The organism is Actinocorallia lasiicapitis (assembly GCF_054778695.1).
The window spans coordinates 1-14,123 of sequence record NZ_BAAGZI010000131.1 but is presented as its reverse complement, the minus strand read 5'-3'; the positions used below and the strand labels follow the sequence as shown (position 1 = coordinate 14,123).

At 69.2% G+C, this 14,123-nt stretch carries 15 protein-coding genes; 4 read left to right on the top strand and 11 right to left on the bottom strand.

The annotated features are described in order from the left end of the window. The 4 genes from ACYVE7_RS16605 to ACYVE7_RS16590 form a co-directional block, all read right to left on the bottom strand. Positions 1-920, bottom strand: a 920-nt coding sequence (locus tag ACYVE7_RS16605; RefSeq protein ID WP_460365609.1) for a YncE family protein, incomplete at its 3' end; no start/stop codon positions are given. A 43-nt stretch (positions 921-963) separates the two neighbouring features. Next, positions 964-1,959: an NYN domain-containing protein gene (locus tag ACYVE7_RS16600; RefSeq protein ID WP_460365608.1), complete on the bottom strand. Its 996-nt coding sequence runs from the start codon at positions 1,957-1,959 to the stop codon at positions 964-966. Between the two features lie 93 nt (positions 1,960-2,052). Continuing rightward, positions 2,053-2,253, bottom strand: a complete 201-nt coding sequence (locus ACYVE7_RS16595; protein ID WP_460365607.1) for an acyl-CoA carboxylase subunit epsilon — start codon at positions 2,251-2,253, stop codon at positions 2,053-2,055. Between the two features lie 9 nt (positions 2,254-2,262). After that, positions 2,263-3,855 (bottom strand): acyl-CoA carboxylase subunit beta, encoded by a 1,593-nt coding sequence (locus ACYVE7_RS16590; RefSeq protein WP_460365606.1) that lies wholly within the window; start codon positions 3,853-3,855, stop codon positions 2,263-2,265. 95 nt (positions 3,856-3,950) lie between these two features. On the opposite strand from ACYVE7_RS16590, the gene ACYVE7_RS16585 reads away from it, so the two are divergent. Continuing rightward, positions 3,951-6,563 carry a phosphoenolpyruvate carboxylase gene (locus tag ACYVE7_RS16585; RefSeq protein WP_460365605.1) on the top strand — a complete coding sequence of 871 codons (2,613 nt, stop codon included), beginning with the start codon at positions 3,951-3,953 and terminating at the stop codon, positions 6,561-6,563. Between the two features lie 76 nt (positions 6,564-6,639). Here the strand turns inward: ACYVE7_RS16585 and ACYVE7_RS16580 are convergent, their stop codons facing one another. From ACYVE7_RS16580 to ACYVE7_RS16570, 3 genes are read right to left on the bottom strand one after another with little or no spacing between them, the layout of a single operon-like run. Further along, entirely contained in the window at positions 6,640-6,879 is a 240-nt protein-coding gene (locus ACYVE7_RS16580) for a hypothetical protein (RefSeq protein WP_460365604.1), read from the bottom strand. Positions 6,880-6,923: 44 nt separating this feature from the next. Beyond that, positions 6,924-7,340 (bottom strand): NUDIX hydrolase, encoded by a 417-nt coding sequence (locus ACYVE7_RS16575; protein ID WP_460365603.1) that lies wholly within the window; start codon positions 7,338-7,340, stop codon positions 6,924-6,926. Next, on the bottom strand, positions 7,337-8,092 hold the full coding sequence (locus ACYVE7_RS16570; protein ID WP_460365602.1) for a GntR family transcriptional regulator: 756 nt from the start codon (positions 8,090-8,092) through the stop codon (positions 7,337-7,339). Before ACYVE7_RS16570 ends, ACYVE7_RS16575 begins: the two co-directional genes overlap by 4 nt. 152 nt (positions 8,093-8,244) lie before the next feature. Here ACYVE7_RS16570 and ACYVE7_RS16565 point away from each other — a divergent pair, with 152 nt between their 5' ends. From ACYVE7_RS16565 to ACYVE7_RS16555, 3 genes are read left to right on the top strand one after another with little or no spacing between them, the layout of a single operon-like run. Beyond that, a complete protein-coding gene (locus tag ACYVE7_RS16565; RefSeq protein ID WP_460365601.1) occupies positions 8,245-8,523 on the top strand; it encodes a hypothetical protein in 279 nt (92 codons plus the stop codon). After that, complete coding sequence (locus ACYVE7_RS16560) at positions 8,520-8,888, top strand: ATP-binding protein (protein ID WP_460365600.1); 369 nt, start codon at positions 8,520-8,522, stop codon at positions 8,886-8,888. Before ACYVE7_RS16565 ends, ACYVE7_RS16560 begins: the two co-directional genes overlap by 4 nt. 25 nt (positions 8,889-8,913) lie before the next feature. Beyond that, a complete protein-coding gene (locus tag ACYVE7_RS16555; protein ID WP_460365599.1) occupies positions 8,914-9,360 on the top strand; it encodes a GNAT family N-acetyltransferase in 447 nt (148 codons plus the stop codon). Here the strand turns inward: ACYVE7_RS16555 and ACYVE7_RS16550 are convergent. The 4 genes from ACYVE7_RS16550 to ACYVE7_RS16535 all read right to left on the bottom strand — a co-directional run. Further along, on the bottom strand, positions 9,351-10,235 hold the full coding sequence (locus tag ACYVE7_RS16550) for an NUDIX hydrolase (protein ID WP_460365598.1): 885 nt from the start codon (positions 10,233-10,235) through the stop codon (positions 9,351-9,353). The two genes, ACYVE7_RS16555 and ACYVE7_RS16550, sit on opposite strands and share 10 nt — an antisense overlap. Next, positions 10,225-12,315 carry an RNA degradosome polyphosphate kinase gene (locus ACYVE7_RS16545; RefSeq protein ID WP_460365597.1) on the bottom strand — a complete coding sequence of 697 codons (2,091 nt, stop codon included), beginning with the start codon at positions 12,313-12,315 and terminating at the stop codon, positions 10,225-10,227. The genes ACYVE7_RS16550 and ACYVE7_RS16545 overlap by 11 nt, the downstream gene beginning before the upstream one ends. 83 nt (positions 12,316-12,398) lie before the next feature. Then, the gene (locus ACYVE7_RS16540; RefSeq protein WP_460365596.1) at positions 12,399-13,412 is read right to left on the bottom strand and encodes an adenylate/guanylate cyclase domain-containing protein; all 1,014 of its coding nucleotides are present in this window, start codon (positions 13,410-13,412) and stop codon (positions 12,399-12,401) included. Positions 13,413-13,474: 62 nt separating this feature from the next. Next, positions 13,475-14,123, bottom strand: a 649-nt coding sequence (locus tag ACYVE7_RS16535; RefSeq protein WP_460365595.1) for a biotin--[acetyl-CoA-carboxylase] ligase, incomplete at its 5' end; no start/stop codon positions are given.

The following is a 14,123-nucleotide window of genomic DNA, read 5'->3' as shown; positions in this document are numbered from 1 at the left end:
GTGAGGGAGGGGAGGGAGTAGGCCGTGAGGGAGGTGGGGGTGGTGGTGTAGAGGGTGGTGCCGGCTCGGGTGAGGAGCAGAGACGTGACGGGGGTTTTTGTGGGGAGGGCGGGGCGGGGGGTGAGGTCGGTGGAGTTGTAGATGCGGACTCCGGTGGGGCCGGGGAGATAGAAAGCTGTTCCGTCGGGGGACAGGGTGATCTGGTCGGTCGGTGAGGTGAGGGCGGCTCGGGCGGTGATGCGGGCGGTGAGCCAGTCGATGCGCAGGAGGGTTCTGTGGCAGGCGGCGGTGAGGTGGGAGCCGTCGGCGGAGAAGTCGGCGGCGCCCGTCAGAGCGCACGGCAGGCGCATCGACGTGCGGAGTTTCAGGGTGTGCGGGTCGCGGAACTCCAGGCGGCGGCCGGTGAAAGTGAGAGCGGCCAGCCCGTCGGGGGTGAAGTACAGTGCGAACGGTCCGGGGGGTTTGAGGTTCTTGCCCGGTTTCAGAGTGCGGGCGTCGACGGGCTGGAGGAGTTTCGGGCCGGTCAGCCAGAGCGTCGTCAGATCCCAGGACGGGACGACCCGCCGGACCGTGGCGGGGGTGCGGAGCCTGGCCGTCGCCCGGCCCGTCCGGGGGTCGAGGACGGTGACGGTCCGCCCGTGCGGCGCGAACAGCCGCACCGGTATCCCCTTGACGGCCGGACTGTACCGTTTGGCCGCCGCGTACACATTCGTGAGCGGCGCCCCCGCGACCTTGTTCGGCGGCGGCGACGGCTCAGGACCGGGCGGCGGCGGCGCGGAGACGTACGGTGACGCCGCACCCAACCCGATCACACCGGACGCCGCCCTGCCGTCGGACCGGAACGGCACCGTCTCGCAGCCGGACAGGGCGGCGACGGTCAGGGCCGCTGCCGCCGTCTGGCGCAGAACACGTGCGTTCACGCCGCAGAATGTACCCGCATAGTCACGCAGAGTGTCGGCGAATCTATGAGTCGGACTTGCCGATGCCGATACCGAACTCGCGGTACACCCGCTCCCAGAACCCGTCCCGCAGCCATGTCCTGGCCTCTTGGTAGGGGCGGAGCGACCGGCCGAGCACCTTCTCGGCGTCGATCAGCAGCTCTTTGTCGATGACGGGCGGCAGGATCGGCCCGGGCAGCAGATCGCGGATGTTGTCGCGTCCGCGCTCGAACAGCCATTTCTGGGCGACGTGCTCGCCGACTTCCAGCATCTGGTTGCGGTCGGGCCCGAGCTTGGACTCGGCGGGCGCGCTCGGCTTGACGGCCGGTGCGACCGGCTTCGGCACCGGAGCGGGCGCGACCTTCCCGGCGAACACCTGCGCGGGCGACGGTACCGGCACTTTCGGCCCGTTGACGTTCACGGGCGGCGCGGGCGGGCTCGCGGGCACGGACAGCAGCCCGGCCTTGGCGAAGTAGGGCCGCAGGAAGTCGGCGGGCAGCACTTCGACGGTGTCGGACTCCCAGACCAGCCATTCCGCCTGGTTGGATCCGTGGGTCGGTTCGACGCCCCACAGATGCACCCGTACCCCGTACCGCTGGGCGGCTTCGACGGCGGGCAGCATGTCCTCGTCGCCGGCGAGCAGCACCGCGTCGGTGATCGCCCGATGCCGGGCCAGGGCTTCCAGGTCGGCGCGGAGCTGGGCGTCCACGCCTTTCTGCTGGCCTTGGGCGTTGAGGTTGCCGAGCCGCAGTTTCACCAGCGGAAGGTTGGCGATGACTCGCTGCTCGACGGTCGGCTGGCGCCGGGGGGCGGCGTCGAACCAGTAGAGGCGGAGCAGTTCGCCGCTGATCTGGGAGTCCGCGTGGGCGGTCAGCGCCTTGATCAGTTTCTCGGCGAACACCCGGTATTCGCGGCGGGAACTGGCGTCCAGGAGCAAAGCCCCGGAGGCCGCGTAAAGGTAACCCGCGTCGACGAAAACGGCAAAGCGGGCGGGTTGCGGGATGAACTCCGAGGTAGCCATGGGAACCCCACCTTATGTGTACTGAGCCTTTCCCTGGGGCCAGTTGTCCACGGCGATTCGAAGATTCGCGGGTGGGGTTCGACGGCGTTTCGGTCAGCCGGGAAATCCGCTGGCCCGCCAGGCTCCGGGGCCCGCTCGGAGGGGCTGCCGGGCCAGCCGGGAACGGTCGGTCCACGCGGACCGCCTCTTTTCTGGCACTTCGGACTCGGCCGCCGCCCGGGCGGAGATCACGGCGATGAGTGCCGCGATCTCCTCGGGTGTGGCGTCGCCCTTGACCACCTGGAGAAAGGTCATGATCGCTCCCTAGAGGGGAATGTTCCCGTGCTTCTTCGGCGGAAGCGTCTGACGCTTTTCCTTGAGTGCGCGCAGCGCCTTGATGACCTGCACTCGAGTTTCGGACGGCCGAATTACCGCATCCACATATCCGCGTTCAGCCGCAATGTACGGATTGGCCAGCGTGTCCTCGTACTCGGTGATCAGTTCCGCGCGGCGCGCGTCCGGGTCGTCCGAGGCGGCCAGTTCGCGCCGGTACAGGATGTTGACGGCCCCCTGCGCGCCCATGACCGCGATCTGCGCCGTCGGCCACGCCAGATTGACGTCCGCCCCGAGGTGCTTGGATCCCATGACGTCATAGGCCCCGCCGTACGCCTTCCGGGTGATCACCGTGACGAGCGGGACGGTCGCCTCGGCGTAGGCGTACAGCAGCTTCGCCCCGCGCCGGATGATGCCGCCCCACTCCTGGTCGGTGCCGGGGAGGAACCCGGGCACGTCCACGAAGGTCAGGACGGGCACATTGAAAGCGTCACAAGTCCGGATGAACCGGGCGGCCTTCTCGGACGCGTCGATGTCCAGGCAGCCCGCGAACTGCATCGGCTGGTTGGCGACCACGCCGACGCTCCGCCCGTCCACCCGGCCGAACCCGACGATGATGTTGGGCGCGAACAGCGCCTGGACCTCGAGGAACTCCCCGTCGTCCAGGACCGCCTCGATGACGGTGTGCATGTCGTACGGCTGGTTCGCCGAGTCGGGGATCAGGGTGTCGAGCTCGTCGATCAGGTCGAGGTCGGTGGCCTCGCCGAACTCGGGCGCCTCCGACATGTTGTTCGACGGCAGGTACGACAGCAGCGCCTTGACGTAGTCGAGCGCGTCGGTCTCGTCGCTGCCCATGTAGTGGGCGACACCCGACTTGGAGTTGTGGGTCTGCGCGCCGCCGAGCTCCTCGAACGTCACCTCCTCGCCCGTGACGGTCTTGATCACGTCGGGTCCGGTGATGAACATGTGGGACGTCTGGTCGACCATGACGATGAAGTCGGTCAGCGCGGGCGAGTAGACGTGCCCGCCGGCCGCCGCGCCCATGATCAGCGAGATCTGCGGGATCACGCCGCTGGCGTGCACGTTCCGCTTGAAGATCTCCGCGTACAGGCCGAGCGCGACCACGCCCTCCTGGATCCGCGCGCCGCCGCCCTCGTTGATCCCGATGATCGGGCAGCCGGTCTTCAGCGCCATGTCGAGCATCTTGACGATCTTCTCGCCGTAGACCTCGCCCAGCGAACCGCCGAAAGCCATGACGTCCTGGGAGAAAACGCACACCTGCCGGCCGTCGACCGTGCCGTAGCCGATCACGACGCCGTCGCTGTAGGGGCGCTTCTTCTCCAGCCCGAACATGGTGGACCGGTGCCGCGCGAACTCGTCGAACTCGACGAACGAGCCCTCGTCGAGCAGCGCGTCGATCCGCTCGCGGGCCGTCAGCTTGCCCTTGGCGTGCTGCTTCTCCACGGCGGCCGCGGAGCCCGCGTGGACGGCTTCGTACCGACGACGCTCAAGGTCCGCGATTTTTCCGGCCGTGGTGTGGATGTCGATCTTTTCGACCGGTGGTTCAACCGCTTCCATCGCCATGCGCGCAAGAGTAACCAGGCACTTGTCGGTTCGGCTCAACCGGGGTGTTGCATCCCACGTGGTATAGACCAATCCCGCCGGAATAGGATGGCCCTGTGACCGAGAGCCTTGCATCCCAGATCCGCCTTGACCTGCCCGAAGAGCTCCGGGCCGACGTCCGGCTGCTGGGCGCCCTGCTCGGCCAGGTACTCGTGGAGTACCGCGGCCAGGACCTCCTCGACGACGTCGAGAACCTGCGCCGGGCCGTGATCGCCGCCCGGAAGGGCGAGATCCCCGGGGAGAAGGTCGCCGAGCTCGTCGCCGGGTGGTCGCTGGACCGGGCCGAGCTCGTCGCCCGCGCCTTCTCCGTGTACTTCCACCTCACCAACCTGGCCGAGGAGCACCACCGGATCCGCACCCTCCGGGAGCGCGACGTCCCGGGCGCGGCCGGCTCGGGCACCTTCCAGGCGGCCGTCGACGCGCTCGCCGACCCGTCCGCCGCCCTGGACGGCCTGGAGTTCCGCCCGGTCTTCACCGCCCACCCGACCGAGGCGCGCCGCCGGGCCGTCGTCACCGCGATCACCCGGGTCTCCGACCTGCTCCACGCCTACGACGACACGAGCGCGTCGTCGGAGCGGCTGGATCTGCGCCGCCGGATGCGCGAGGAGATCGACCTGCTGTGGCGCACCGCCCAGCGCCGCCACCAGCAGATGGACCCGCTCGACGAGGTCCGCACCGCGATGGCCGCGTTCGACGAGACCATCTTCCGGGTCGTCCCGCAGATCTACCGGACCCTCGACACCGTCCTCAAGGACGGCGACGCCAACGACCTCGGCGGCGCGCAGCCGCCCAAGGCCCCCGCCTACCTGCGGTTCGGCTCCTGGATCGGCGGCGACCGCGACGGCAACCCGTTCGTCACTGCCCAGGTCACCAGGAAAGCACTCAAGATCCAGTCGCAGCATGTGCTGATCGCGCTGGAGGCCGCCGCCACCCGCATCGGACGTCAGCTCACCGCCTACGAGACCACCACGCCGCCGTCCCGGGCGCTGCGCAACGCGCTCGGCGCGGCCAGGACTTCACAGACCGAGGTGCTCAGCGAGCTCGCCGCCCGCGCGCCCGGCGAACCGCACCGCCAGTACCTGCTGTACGCGGCCGAACGGATCAAGGCGACGCGCGAGCGGAACGCCGACCTCGGCTACGCCGGGCCCGAGCAGCTTCTCGACGATCTGGTGCTGATCCAGGACTCGCTGGCCGAGGCCGGGGCCGTCCGGCAGGCGTACGGGGAGCTCCAGCATCTGATCTGGCAGGTCGAGACCTTCGGGTTCCACCTCGCCGAGCTGGAGATCCGGCAGCATTCGGCCGTCCACGAGCGGGCGCTGGCCGAGGTGCGGGCCGGGGGCGCCTACTCGGACGAGACCGAGGAGGTGCTGGACACGCTGCGCGTCATCGCGTGGGCGCAGAAGCGGTTCGGGGTCGAGGCGTGCTGCCGGTACATCGTGTCGTTCAGCCGGTCGGCCGCCGACATCGAGGCCGTGTACGAGCTGGCGGCGTCGCTCGGGGACGGGGCGCCCGTCCTGGACGTCGTGCCGCTGTTCGAGACGGGTGAGGACCTGCAGCGGGCCGTCGCCGTCCTCGATGAGGCGATCAAGCTGGTGCCGGTGCAGCGCCGGCTCGCCCAGACAGGACGCCGGCTGGAGATCATGCTCGGCTACTCCGACTCCGCCAAGATCCTCGGCCCGGCCAGCGCGACCCTGCTGCTGTACGACACCCAGGAGGCGCTGGCCGAGTGGGCGTCGCGGAACGACGTCACGCTCACCCTGTTCCACGGCCGCGGCGGTTCGCTCGGCCGCGGCGGCGGCCCCGCCAACCGCGCCATCCTCGCCCAGGCCCCCGGCTCGGTCGACGGCCGGTTCAAGGTCACCGAACAGGGCGAAGTGATCTTCGCTCGGTACGGGCATCCGGAGATTGCGCGCCGCCATGTCGAGCAGGTCACCAACGCGGTGCTGCTGGCGTCGACGCCCGCGGTGGAGGAGCGGGCCCGCGAGGCGGCGGCCCTGTACCGTCCGATGGCCGACAGGCTCAGCGACGCCGCCCACCAGGCGTTCCGCTCCCTGGTCGAGGCTGACGGTTTCGCCGACTGGTTCTCCCGCGTCTCCCCGCTGGCCGAGATCGGCGATCTGCGGATCGGTTCCCGTCCAGCCCGCCGCACCGGCGCCAGCACTCTGGACGATCTGCGCGCCATCCCCTGGGTGTTCGCCTGGACCCAGACCCGCCTCAACCTCCCGGCCTGGTACGGCCTGGGCAGCGGCCTCGCCGCGGTCGCCGCGGATCCCGCGGTCCGCGACGCCTACCACTCCTGGCCTCTGTTCAACGCCCTCATCGACAACGCCGAAATGGCCCTGGCCAAGACCGACCGCTACATCGCGGAACGCTACCTGGCCCTCGCCGACCGCCCCGATCTCACCAAAACGGTCCTGGACGAGTACGACCGCACCCTCAACCTCGTCCTCAACATCACCGGCCACACCCGCCTCCTGGAGAACCGCAAGGTCCTGTCCCGCGCCGTCGAACTCCGCAACCCTTACGTGGACGCCCTCTCCCACCTCCAGCTCCGCGCCCTGACGGCCCTCCGCACCCCCGAAACCCCCGAGGATTCCCGCCCCCAACTAGAAAACCTCCTCCTCCTCTCCGTAAACGGCGTAGCCGCCGGCCTCCAAAACACCGGCTGACCCAGAACACCCCACCACCCACCGGCGGCGCGGCCCCCCACCCCGCGCCGCCCACGGCGTCCGCCCCGAACGCGCGTCAGACGAACAGATCGTGGACGTCCTCGACAGTGATCGCACGGATCAGCCAGGCTTCGAGCTGAGAGAGCTCGGCACAAGCCGAGATCCGTTCGATGACATCCCGCGGAACGGCGAAGCCACGAGTCTCCAGTACGGTGAAGATCGCTCTGGCCTCGCCCTCCACCAGCCCCTCGGCCCTGCCTTCAGCGCGATGGGTGCGGGCGAACTCACTCTGGAATTCGTAGGTTCCGGCGGACACGATCTCCTCCAGGAGTCTCCGCCTCGCGCGGAGGTTCGGGTGGGCTAGAGCAAGCGGTGACCGTCGTGGGTGCGGACGTGCGGGGCGGTGGGGGAGAGCGCGTCGAGCACGCGGGCGGCGCGGGCCTCGGGCATGAGACGGGACGCGTCAGCAGGCGTCAGCCAGGCGACCTCGGTGGCTTCGGGTGTGGGGTGCGCGGTGCCCTCGATGGGGGCGCAGAGGAACGCGAGGGTGACCACGCCCAGGCGCATGTTCTTGTACACGCCCGTCAGATGGAGGGGCGTGACTTTGACGCCGGTCTCCTCCAGAACTTCGCGAATCACCCCCTCTTCGGGGGATTCAGAGAGCTCAAGCACCCCGCCCGGCGGAACCCACCGGCCGTCGTCCTCACGCTTGATGGCGAGGACCCGCCCGTCCTCACGCAGAACAATGCCGGTGACACTGACGGAATGGAGCGTCACGAGCCCGCCGCCCAGGTGTAGCTGAGCTGCCAGAGCCGCGCGGGGAACACGTTCACGACGACTTCCAGCGGGCGGTCGTCGGCGGTGAGGGTGAAGCGCCGGACTTCGATGACATGGGTGACGAGCGTGATGCCCAGGAAGTCGGCTTCGTCCTGCTGCGGGGTGCGGGCCTCGATGTTCTCCTGGAAGCGGGCGGTGTGGTGTCCTCGCTCGGCGAGACGCTGCTGGATGCCGCGCGGCCCCGTGTCGGGGTAGGCGAAACCTTCATCGCCCGCGTACGCGAGAGGGATGTAGGACGTCGCGAGCTGGACGGGCCGCTCGTCCGCGAACATGTGCCGCCGCCGCACCAGAACCTGTTCCGGTGAGGCGAGCCGCAGGTCGGCCGCAACGTCCGCCGGAGGTTCGAGGATTGTGACGGAGGCGAGCACCGTGCGCGGCTCGCGGCCGGAATGGCGCATCTCCTCGGCGAAGCTGCTGCCCGAGGACTCGCCTTGCAGCGGGATCCGGCGGACGCGTTTGACCGTCGGGACGTCCAGCACGAATGAGCCTTTGCCGCGCTCCGTGCGGATCAGCCCTTCGTGTTCCAGCAGGGTGATCGCTTTCCCGATCGACGCCTGGGTGAGCCCGTACTCGCGGGCGAGTTCCGGCTGGCTCGGCAGCAGAGCTCCCGCTATGTATCTTCCGTCCGCTATGTCCCGGCGGAGGTCGTCGGCGACCTGCCGGTAGAGCGCCCGGGGCCGCTCCAGCCTCATCCCGCCTCCCCTCGTCATCGGCCTCTCGATCGACCATAGTGCCTCGTCCCGCGCCCTGCCTGCTCGCGCGATATCTGTGGAAAAGCACATACTGCTTAAGTATTAGGCGGTACTGTGCGGCTGTAGTCCCTTACTCACAGAGGGAAGTGAAGATGTCGCATGAGGAAGAGTGCGTCACCCAACTCGAGCTGCTGGCGGACCGGCTGAGAGCTGACGGGTGGCGTGTCGAGAACGTCGGTGCCGCGTCGCGGACACCGCGCCTGCTGGTCGTCAATCCCGAGACCGAGGCGTTGAACGACACGGTGACGTTCGCCGCCGCGCCCGCCGGGAGCTGGGAGTTCCGATACTCCTGGGAGCAGGCGATCGGGCCCGTCGGCGATATCGAGGGAGCGGCGGCACAGATCGCCAGAGTGCTGGGCGGCAGCCGGTGAAGCGGCGAGAGTGGCTCCTGGACGGACGGCCGCAGGCGGTCCGGGTGGCGCGGGCCGTGACCGTTGAGACCCTGGCGGAGTGGGCGCTGGGCGAGCCCGTTCAGGAAGCGGCCGAGCAGGTGGTCGCCGAACTGGTGATGAACGCCGTCGTCCATGCGGCGCCGCCCGTCCGGCTGAGTCTGCAGCTCAAAGGTGAGGCCGTGGTCGTGGAGGTGGAGGACGGGTCGCCGGCGTTGCCCGCGCCCAGGCTGCCGGGGGAGGGTGGCGGGTTCGGGTTGGCGCTGGTGGCGAGCGTGGCGCGGCTCAGCACCTCGGAGACGGAAAGCGGAAAGGCGGTTCGCGCGCTCATCGACCTGAGCGGTTGAGGGCTGGAGCGGGTAGGGGTCGGGCATGGAGATCAGGGTTGCCGGGGTGGCGGATGTGCGGCGGGTCGAGGGGATTGTGCGGGCGGCTTATGAGCCCTGGGTGACGGTTGTCGGGATGCGGCCGATCCCCATGGAGGCCGACTATGCGCGGTTGGTCGGGGACGGGCTGGTGTGGGTGGCCGGGGAGCCGGTGGACGGGCTGATCGTGCTCGTACCCGAGGCGGAGGCGCTGCTCGTGGAGAACGTGGCCGTCGAGCCGGGGGCGCAGGGCAAAGGGGTGGGACGGGCGTTGCTCGCGTTCGCCGAGGAGGAGGCGCGGCGGCTCGGGAAGGCGCAGGTGCGGCTGTACACCAATCGGCTCATGGCCTCGAACATCGCGCTCTATGAGCGGGTCGGCTATGTGAGGACGAGGCAGGAGACGATCGACGGGCGGCAGGTCGTGCACCTGGAGAAGTGGCTTGGTCAGGTGTAGGGGGAGTGGTGTTCCAGGGAGACCAGGGTTTCGGGGGTGAGGTGGAAGGCCCAGAAGGCGGACTTGCGGAGGGAAGGGTCTTCGGGCTCTTTCGCGTCGTAGAGGGCGCAGAGCGCGGCGACCAGGGCGGGGATGAGTTCGCCGTGGGTGCAGAGCAGCAGGCCGTCGTGAGGGGCGCGGAGCTCGGTGCGGAAACGGGGGATCGCGTCGGAGATCCAGGACGAGCCGACCGTGTAGTGCGGGTCGGTCGTGATGGAGGCGTCGGCGGAGAAAGGCAGCAGGGTTTCCACGCACCGCTGCGTCGTCGACGAAAGCAGACGTAGCGGGGCGTAAGCGGACAGCAGGGAGGCCAGTTCCTGGGCTTCCCAGCGGCCGCGCGGATCCAGCGGGCGGAGCAGGTCGTTGCCCGGCCAGAACCGCTTCTCACCCGCCGAGGCATGCCGCAGGACGATCACCGGGACGCTGTCCAGAGGCAGCTCGGACCAGGCGCGCAGCAGGTTCGCGTCATGGGCGTAGCTGAGCAGCGCGAGCGCCTCGGGGACGGCCGCCCAGCGGACCGCGTCGATCTCGTCGTTCGGGACGAACGGGACGGACGACGCGACCGTCGCTGACCAGTAATCCACCCGTTTGGGCCGATCGTCCTTCGCGTAGGAGATCGAGGGAAGCCGAGGCCCGAGGCGCGGCGTCACGCCCGTCTCCTCGATCAGCTCCCGGGTGACGGTGCGCAGAATGTGCTCCGACGGCTTCGCCTTGCCCTTGGGGAAGCTCCAGTCGTCGTACTTCGGCCGGTGCACCAGGGCCACCTCGATCCGCCCGGACCGCCGCCGCCACAGCACGGCTCCGGCGGCCCGGACGGGGGTGGGGTCAGCTCCCATCCACCGTTCTCCAACGTCGAGTCCGCATGAGGTGGGTCTGGATGTCGAGCGGCGGCTTCTCGGAGTCGGCGGTCGGCCTGGTCCAGACGCCTTCGCCGTCCAGCCACCAGGACGCCGTGCCGTCGTCCATCCCCTTGTCGAGCAGCTTGATCAGATCGTCGCGGTGGGCGACGTCGTTGACCCTGACCAGGGCTTCGACCCGCCGGTCGAGGTTGCGGTGCATGAGGTCGGCGCTGCCGAACCACACCTCGGGGTTGCCGCCGCACTCGAACGCGAACACCCGTGAATGCTCCAGGAACCGGCCCAGGATCGACCGCACCCGGATCATGTCGGAGAGCCCCGGCACCCCAGGACGGACGGCGCATATCCCCCGAACCCAGACGTCCACCGGCACCCCGGCCTGCGACGCCCGGTACAGCGCGTCGATGATCACCTCGTCGACGAGGCTGTTGCACTTCAACCGGATGTGCGCCGGACGTCCCGCCCGGTGGTGCCCGATCTCCCGCTCGATCCGCAGCACCAGCCCGCTGCGCAGCGTGTGCGGCGCGACGAGGAGCTGCCGGTAGGAGACCTGCCGCGAGTACCCGGTGAGGTGGTTGAACAGCTCCGTGACGTCCTCGGCGATCTCCGTGTCGGCCGTGAGCAGCCCGAAGTCCTCATAGAGCCGCGCCGTTTTCGGGTGGTAGTTCCCGGTTCCGATATGGCAGTACCGCCGCAGCGTGCCGTCGGCCTCCTGCCGCACCACCAGCGCGAGCTTGCAGTGGGTCTTCAGCCCGACGAACCCGTAGACCACATGGCAGCCGGCCTCTTCCAGCTTCCGCGCCCACCGGATGTTGGCCCGCTCGTCGAACCGCGCCTTGATCTCGACGATCACGACGACCTGCTTGCCGTTCTCGGCGGCCTCGATCAGGGCGTCGACGATCGGGGAGTCGCCGCTGGTCCGGTAGAGGGTCTGCTTGATCGCCAGCACTTTGGGGTCGTGCGCGGCCTCGGAGATCAGCCGCTGGACGCTCGTGGTGAACGAGTCGTAGGGGTGGTGCACCACGATGTCGCGTTCGCGCAGCGCCGAGAAGATCGAACCCTCTGTCGGCGCGGGCAGCGCCATCTTCGACGGCACGAACGGCGGGTACTTCAGCTCGCTCCGGTCGAGGTCGGCGATCGCGTGCATCCCGGCCAGATCGAGCGGGCCCGGCACCCGGTAGATCTCGCGCTGGTGGACGCCCATCTCGTCGATGAGCAGTTCGAGCACCTCGTCGGAGATCGTGTCCTCGACCTCCAGCCGCACCAGCGGCCCGAACCGCCGCTTCAGCAGCTCCTTCTCCAACGCCTGGAGCAGGTCTTCGGTGATGTCCTCGTCGACTTCGAGGTCCTGGTTGCGGGTCACCCGGAACGCGTGGTGCTCCAGGATCTCCATCCCGTTGAAGAGCTGGGTGAGATGCGCGGCGATGACGTCCTCGAGCGGGGTGAACCGCCCGGTGGACGCCTCGATGAACCGCGGCAGCACCTCGGGCACCTTGACGCGCGCGAACAGCCGGCCCTCGGTGTCGGGGTCCCGGACGACCACGGCGAGGTTCAGCGAAAGACCCGAAATGTAGGGGAAGGGATGCGCGGAGTCGACGACGAGCGGGGTCAGCACCGGGTAGATCCGCTCCCGGAACAGGCGGCGGAGGCTCTCCTGCTCGGTCTCGGCCAGCTCGTCCCAGCGCAGGATCTCGATGTCGTGCTTGCTGAGCGCGGGCAGCAGCTCGTCGCGGAAGACGGCCGCGTGCCGCAGCATCAGCTCGTGCGCGACGGCCGCGGTGTGCTCCAGAACTTCGCGCGGCTGACGCCCGGACGCCGACCGCACCGCCAGCCCCGTCGCCATCCGCCGGGCCAGCCCCGCGACGCGCACCATGAAGAACTCGTCCAGGTTCGTTGCGAAGATCGCCAGAAACCGGACCCGTTCGAGCAGCGGCAGCCGGGGGTCTTCGGCCAGTTCCAGGACGCGCTGGTTGAACCGCAGCCAGCTTTCCTCACGGTCAAGGAATCGATCTTCAGGAAGGTACTCTTCGTGAGGGATTTGTCCGGGATTGACACTCATGATGTTTAATGATCCCCCTCGGAAGTGAACAGCGGGCTAACGGCGCGTGACATGCGTGCCCACTGGGACGTACATCACCCGAATCAAGGATATTTACTCGTTCGCCGGACGACATAGGGCTGAATGATTCCCAAACCGCGAACCGGACGGCGGACGATCCGGACAAGCTCGTATCCGTCCTTACCCTCCACCGCCTCCGCCAACGCCGGATCCGCGACCAAGGTCCCGGGACGGGCGATCGACGTCAGCCGTGACGCCATGTTGACCGTCGTCCCGAAGATGTCGCCCATCAGCGGAAGAACCGGACCGTAGGCCATGCCCACCCGGACGTCCGGCACCTCGGTCTCGTTCTGGACGGCCTCCGCGATCGCCAGCCCGATCTCCACCCCGACCAGCGGATCCTCCGCCGAGTACAGCACCTCGTCGCCGAGGGTCTTCACCAGCCGGCCGCCGTGCACCGCGACGATGTCGGCGGCCGTCTCCTCGAACCGCTCCACGATCCGGCCCAGCTCGACCTCGCCCAGCTCCCGCGACATCGCCGTGAACGACACCATGTCGGCGAACCCCACCGCGATCGGCGGCCGCCCCGGCAGGCTGTCGGACTCGTTGGCCGCCGACGCCAGCGCCCGCGCCCCGGCCGCCGCGAGCTGCCGCCGCCACGCGTGCACCAGCAGCGGCTCCATCTCGGCCAGGAACTCCTCGGCCAGCTCGCCGATCACCCGCATCGACCCCTCGTCCAGGGACGTGGAGTCGCCGAGCGCGTTGGTCAGGATGCTCGACTGCCACTCGGCGAGCTTCGCCATCGTCTGCCCGACGGCCCTGACCTGCCGGAGCATGACCTCTTCTGACTCGGCGCCCATCACCTCGCGGTCCAGCAGATCCTTGATCCGCCGCAGCGCCTCAAGATCACCTTCGGTGAACGCGGGGACGTCGTCCGGCGGCGACGGGAAGCCGAACGACCGCCACAGCCGCTCGGTGAACGCCAACGGCACGCCCGTCAGACGCGCGGCGTCGAGGCGGGTGTACCGCATCTGCCCGCCGAGCAGGAGCTCTTCCAGCTCCTTGGGCTCACGTGCCTGCCCTGGCAAAATCCTCACTACTCCCCGAGTCGCGCCACGGCTCCCTCCGAAACCGCGCGACACACCTTATGTGACTGTCATCACTCATCGACCACTGGGCCCGGTTTGCGCACGTGAACGACGTCTCCGGCTGAGAAAGCACGCTCCCCGGCGGCCGTTTCGATCACCAGCCGGCCGTCCGGATCGACGTCCACGGCCGTACCCGTCGCGGCTTCCCCGCCCGGGAGTTCGATCCTGATCTCCTGGCCGAGGGTCGCGCACAGCTCCCGGTAGGCGTTACGCAGCCCGCTGCCGTCCGGATCACCGTCGGCGGCCCGCCATTCGGTGTACCGGAGCGCCAGTTCGCGCAGGACGGCCTTGAGCACGGTCTCGCGGTCGGTGATGGCCGCGTCCTCGATCGTCAGGGACGTGGCCGTCGGGACGGGCAGCTCGTCCGCGTGGAGCGAGATGTTCAGGCCGACCCCGACGACGATCGCGTCATCGGACCGTTCGGCCAGGATTCCCGCGAGTTTCCGCTCCCCGACCAGAAGGTCGTTCGGCCATTTCAGGGTGGCCGCGACGGTCGCCGCGCCGGTGGCCTCACCGAACTCGCCCGCCCCGGCCCGGGACGTCACGGAGCGGATCGCGGCGGCCACCGCCACCCCGGTGAGCAGCGGGATCCAGCCGAGCCGCGCCACCGGAACACCGGGCCCAGGCCGCAGCAGCACCGAGAACATCAGCCCCGACCGG

Bases quoted from the DNA above. Each gene is read 5' to 3' on its own strand.
- ACYVE7_RS16555 (WP_460365599.1), top strand. From the start codon at position 8,914: ATGGAGATCAGGGTTGCCGGGGTGGCGGATGTGCGGCGGGTCGAGGGG.
- ACYVE7_RS16590 (WP_460365606.1), bottom strand. From the start codon at position 3,855: ATGGCGATGGAAGCGGTTGAACCACCGGTCGAAAAGATCGACATCCAC.
- ACYVE7_RS16550 (WP_460365598.1), bottom strand. From the start codon at position 10,235: ATGGGAGCTGACCCCACCCCCGTCCGGGCCGCCGGAGCCGTGCTGTGG.
- ACYVE7_RS16565 (WP_460365601.1), top strand. From the start codon at position 8,245: ATGTCGCATGAGGAAGAGTGCGTCACCCAACTCGAGCTGCTGGCGGAC.
- ACYVE7_RS16600 (WP_460365608.1), bottom strand. From the start codon at position 1,959: ATGGCTACCTCGGAGTTCATCCCGCAACCCGCCCGCTTTGCCGTTTTC.
- ACYVE7_RS16570 (WP_460365602.1), bottom strand. From the start codon at position 8,092: ATGAGGCTGGAGCGGCCCCGGGCGCTCTACCGGCAGGTCGCCGACGAC.
- ACYVE7_RS16545 (WP_460365597.1), bottom strand. From the start codon at position 12,315: ATGAGTGTCAATCCCGGACAAATCCCTCACGAAGAGTACCTTCCTGAA.
- ACYVE7_RS16595 (WP_460365607.1), bottom strand. From the start codon at position 2,253: ATGACCTTTCTCCAGGTGGTCAAGGGCGACGCCACACCCGAGGAGATC.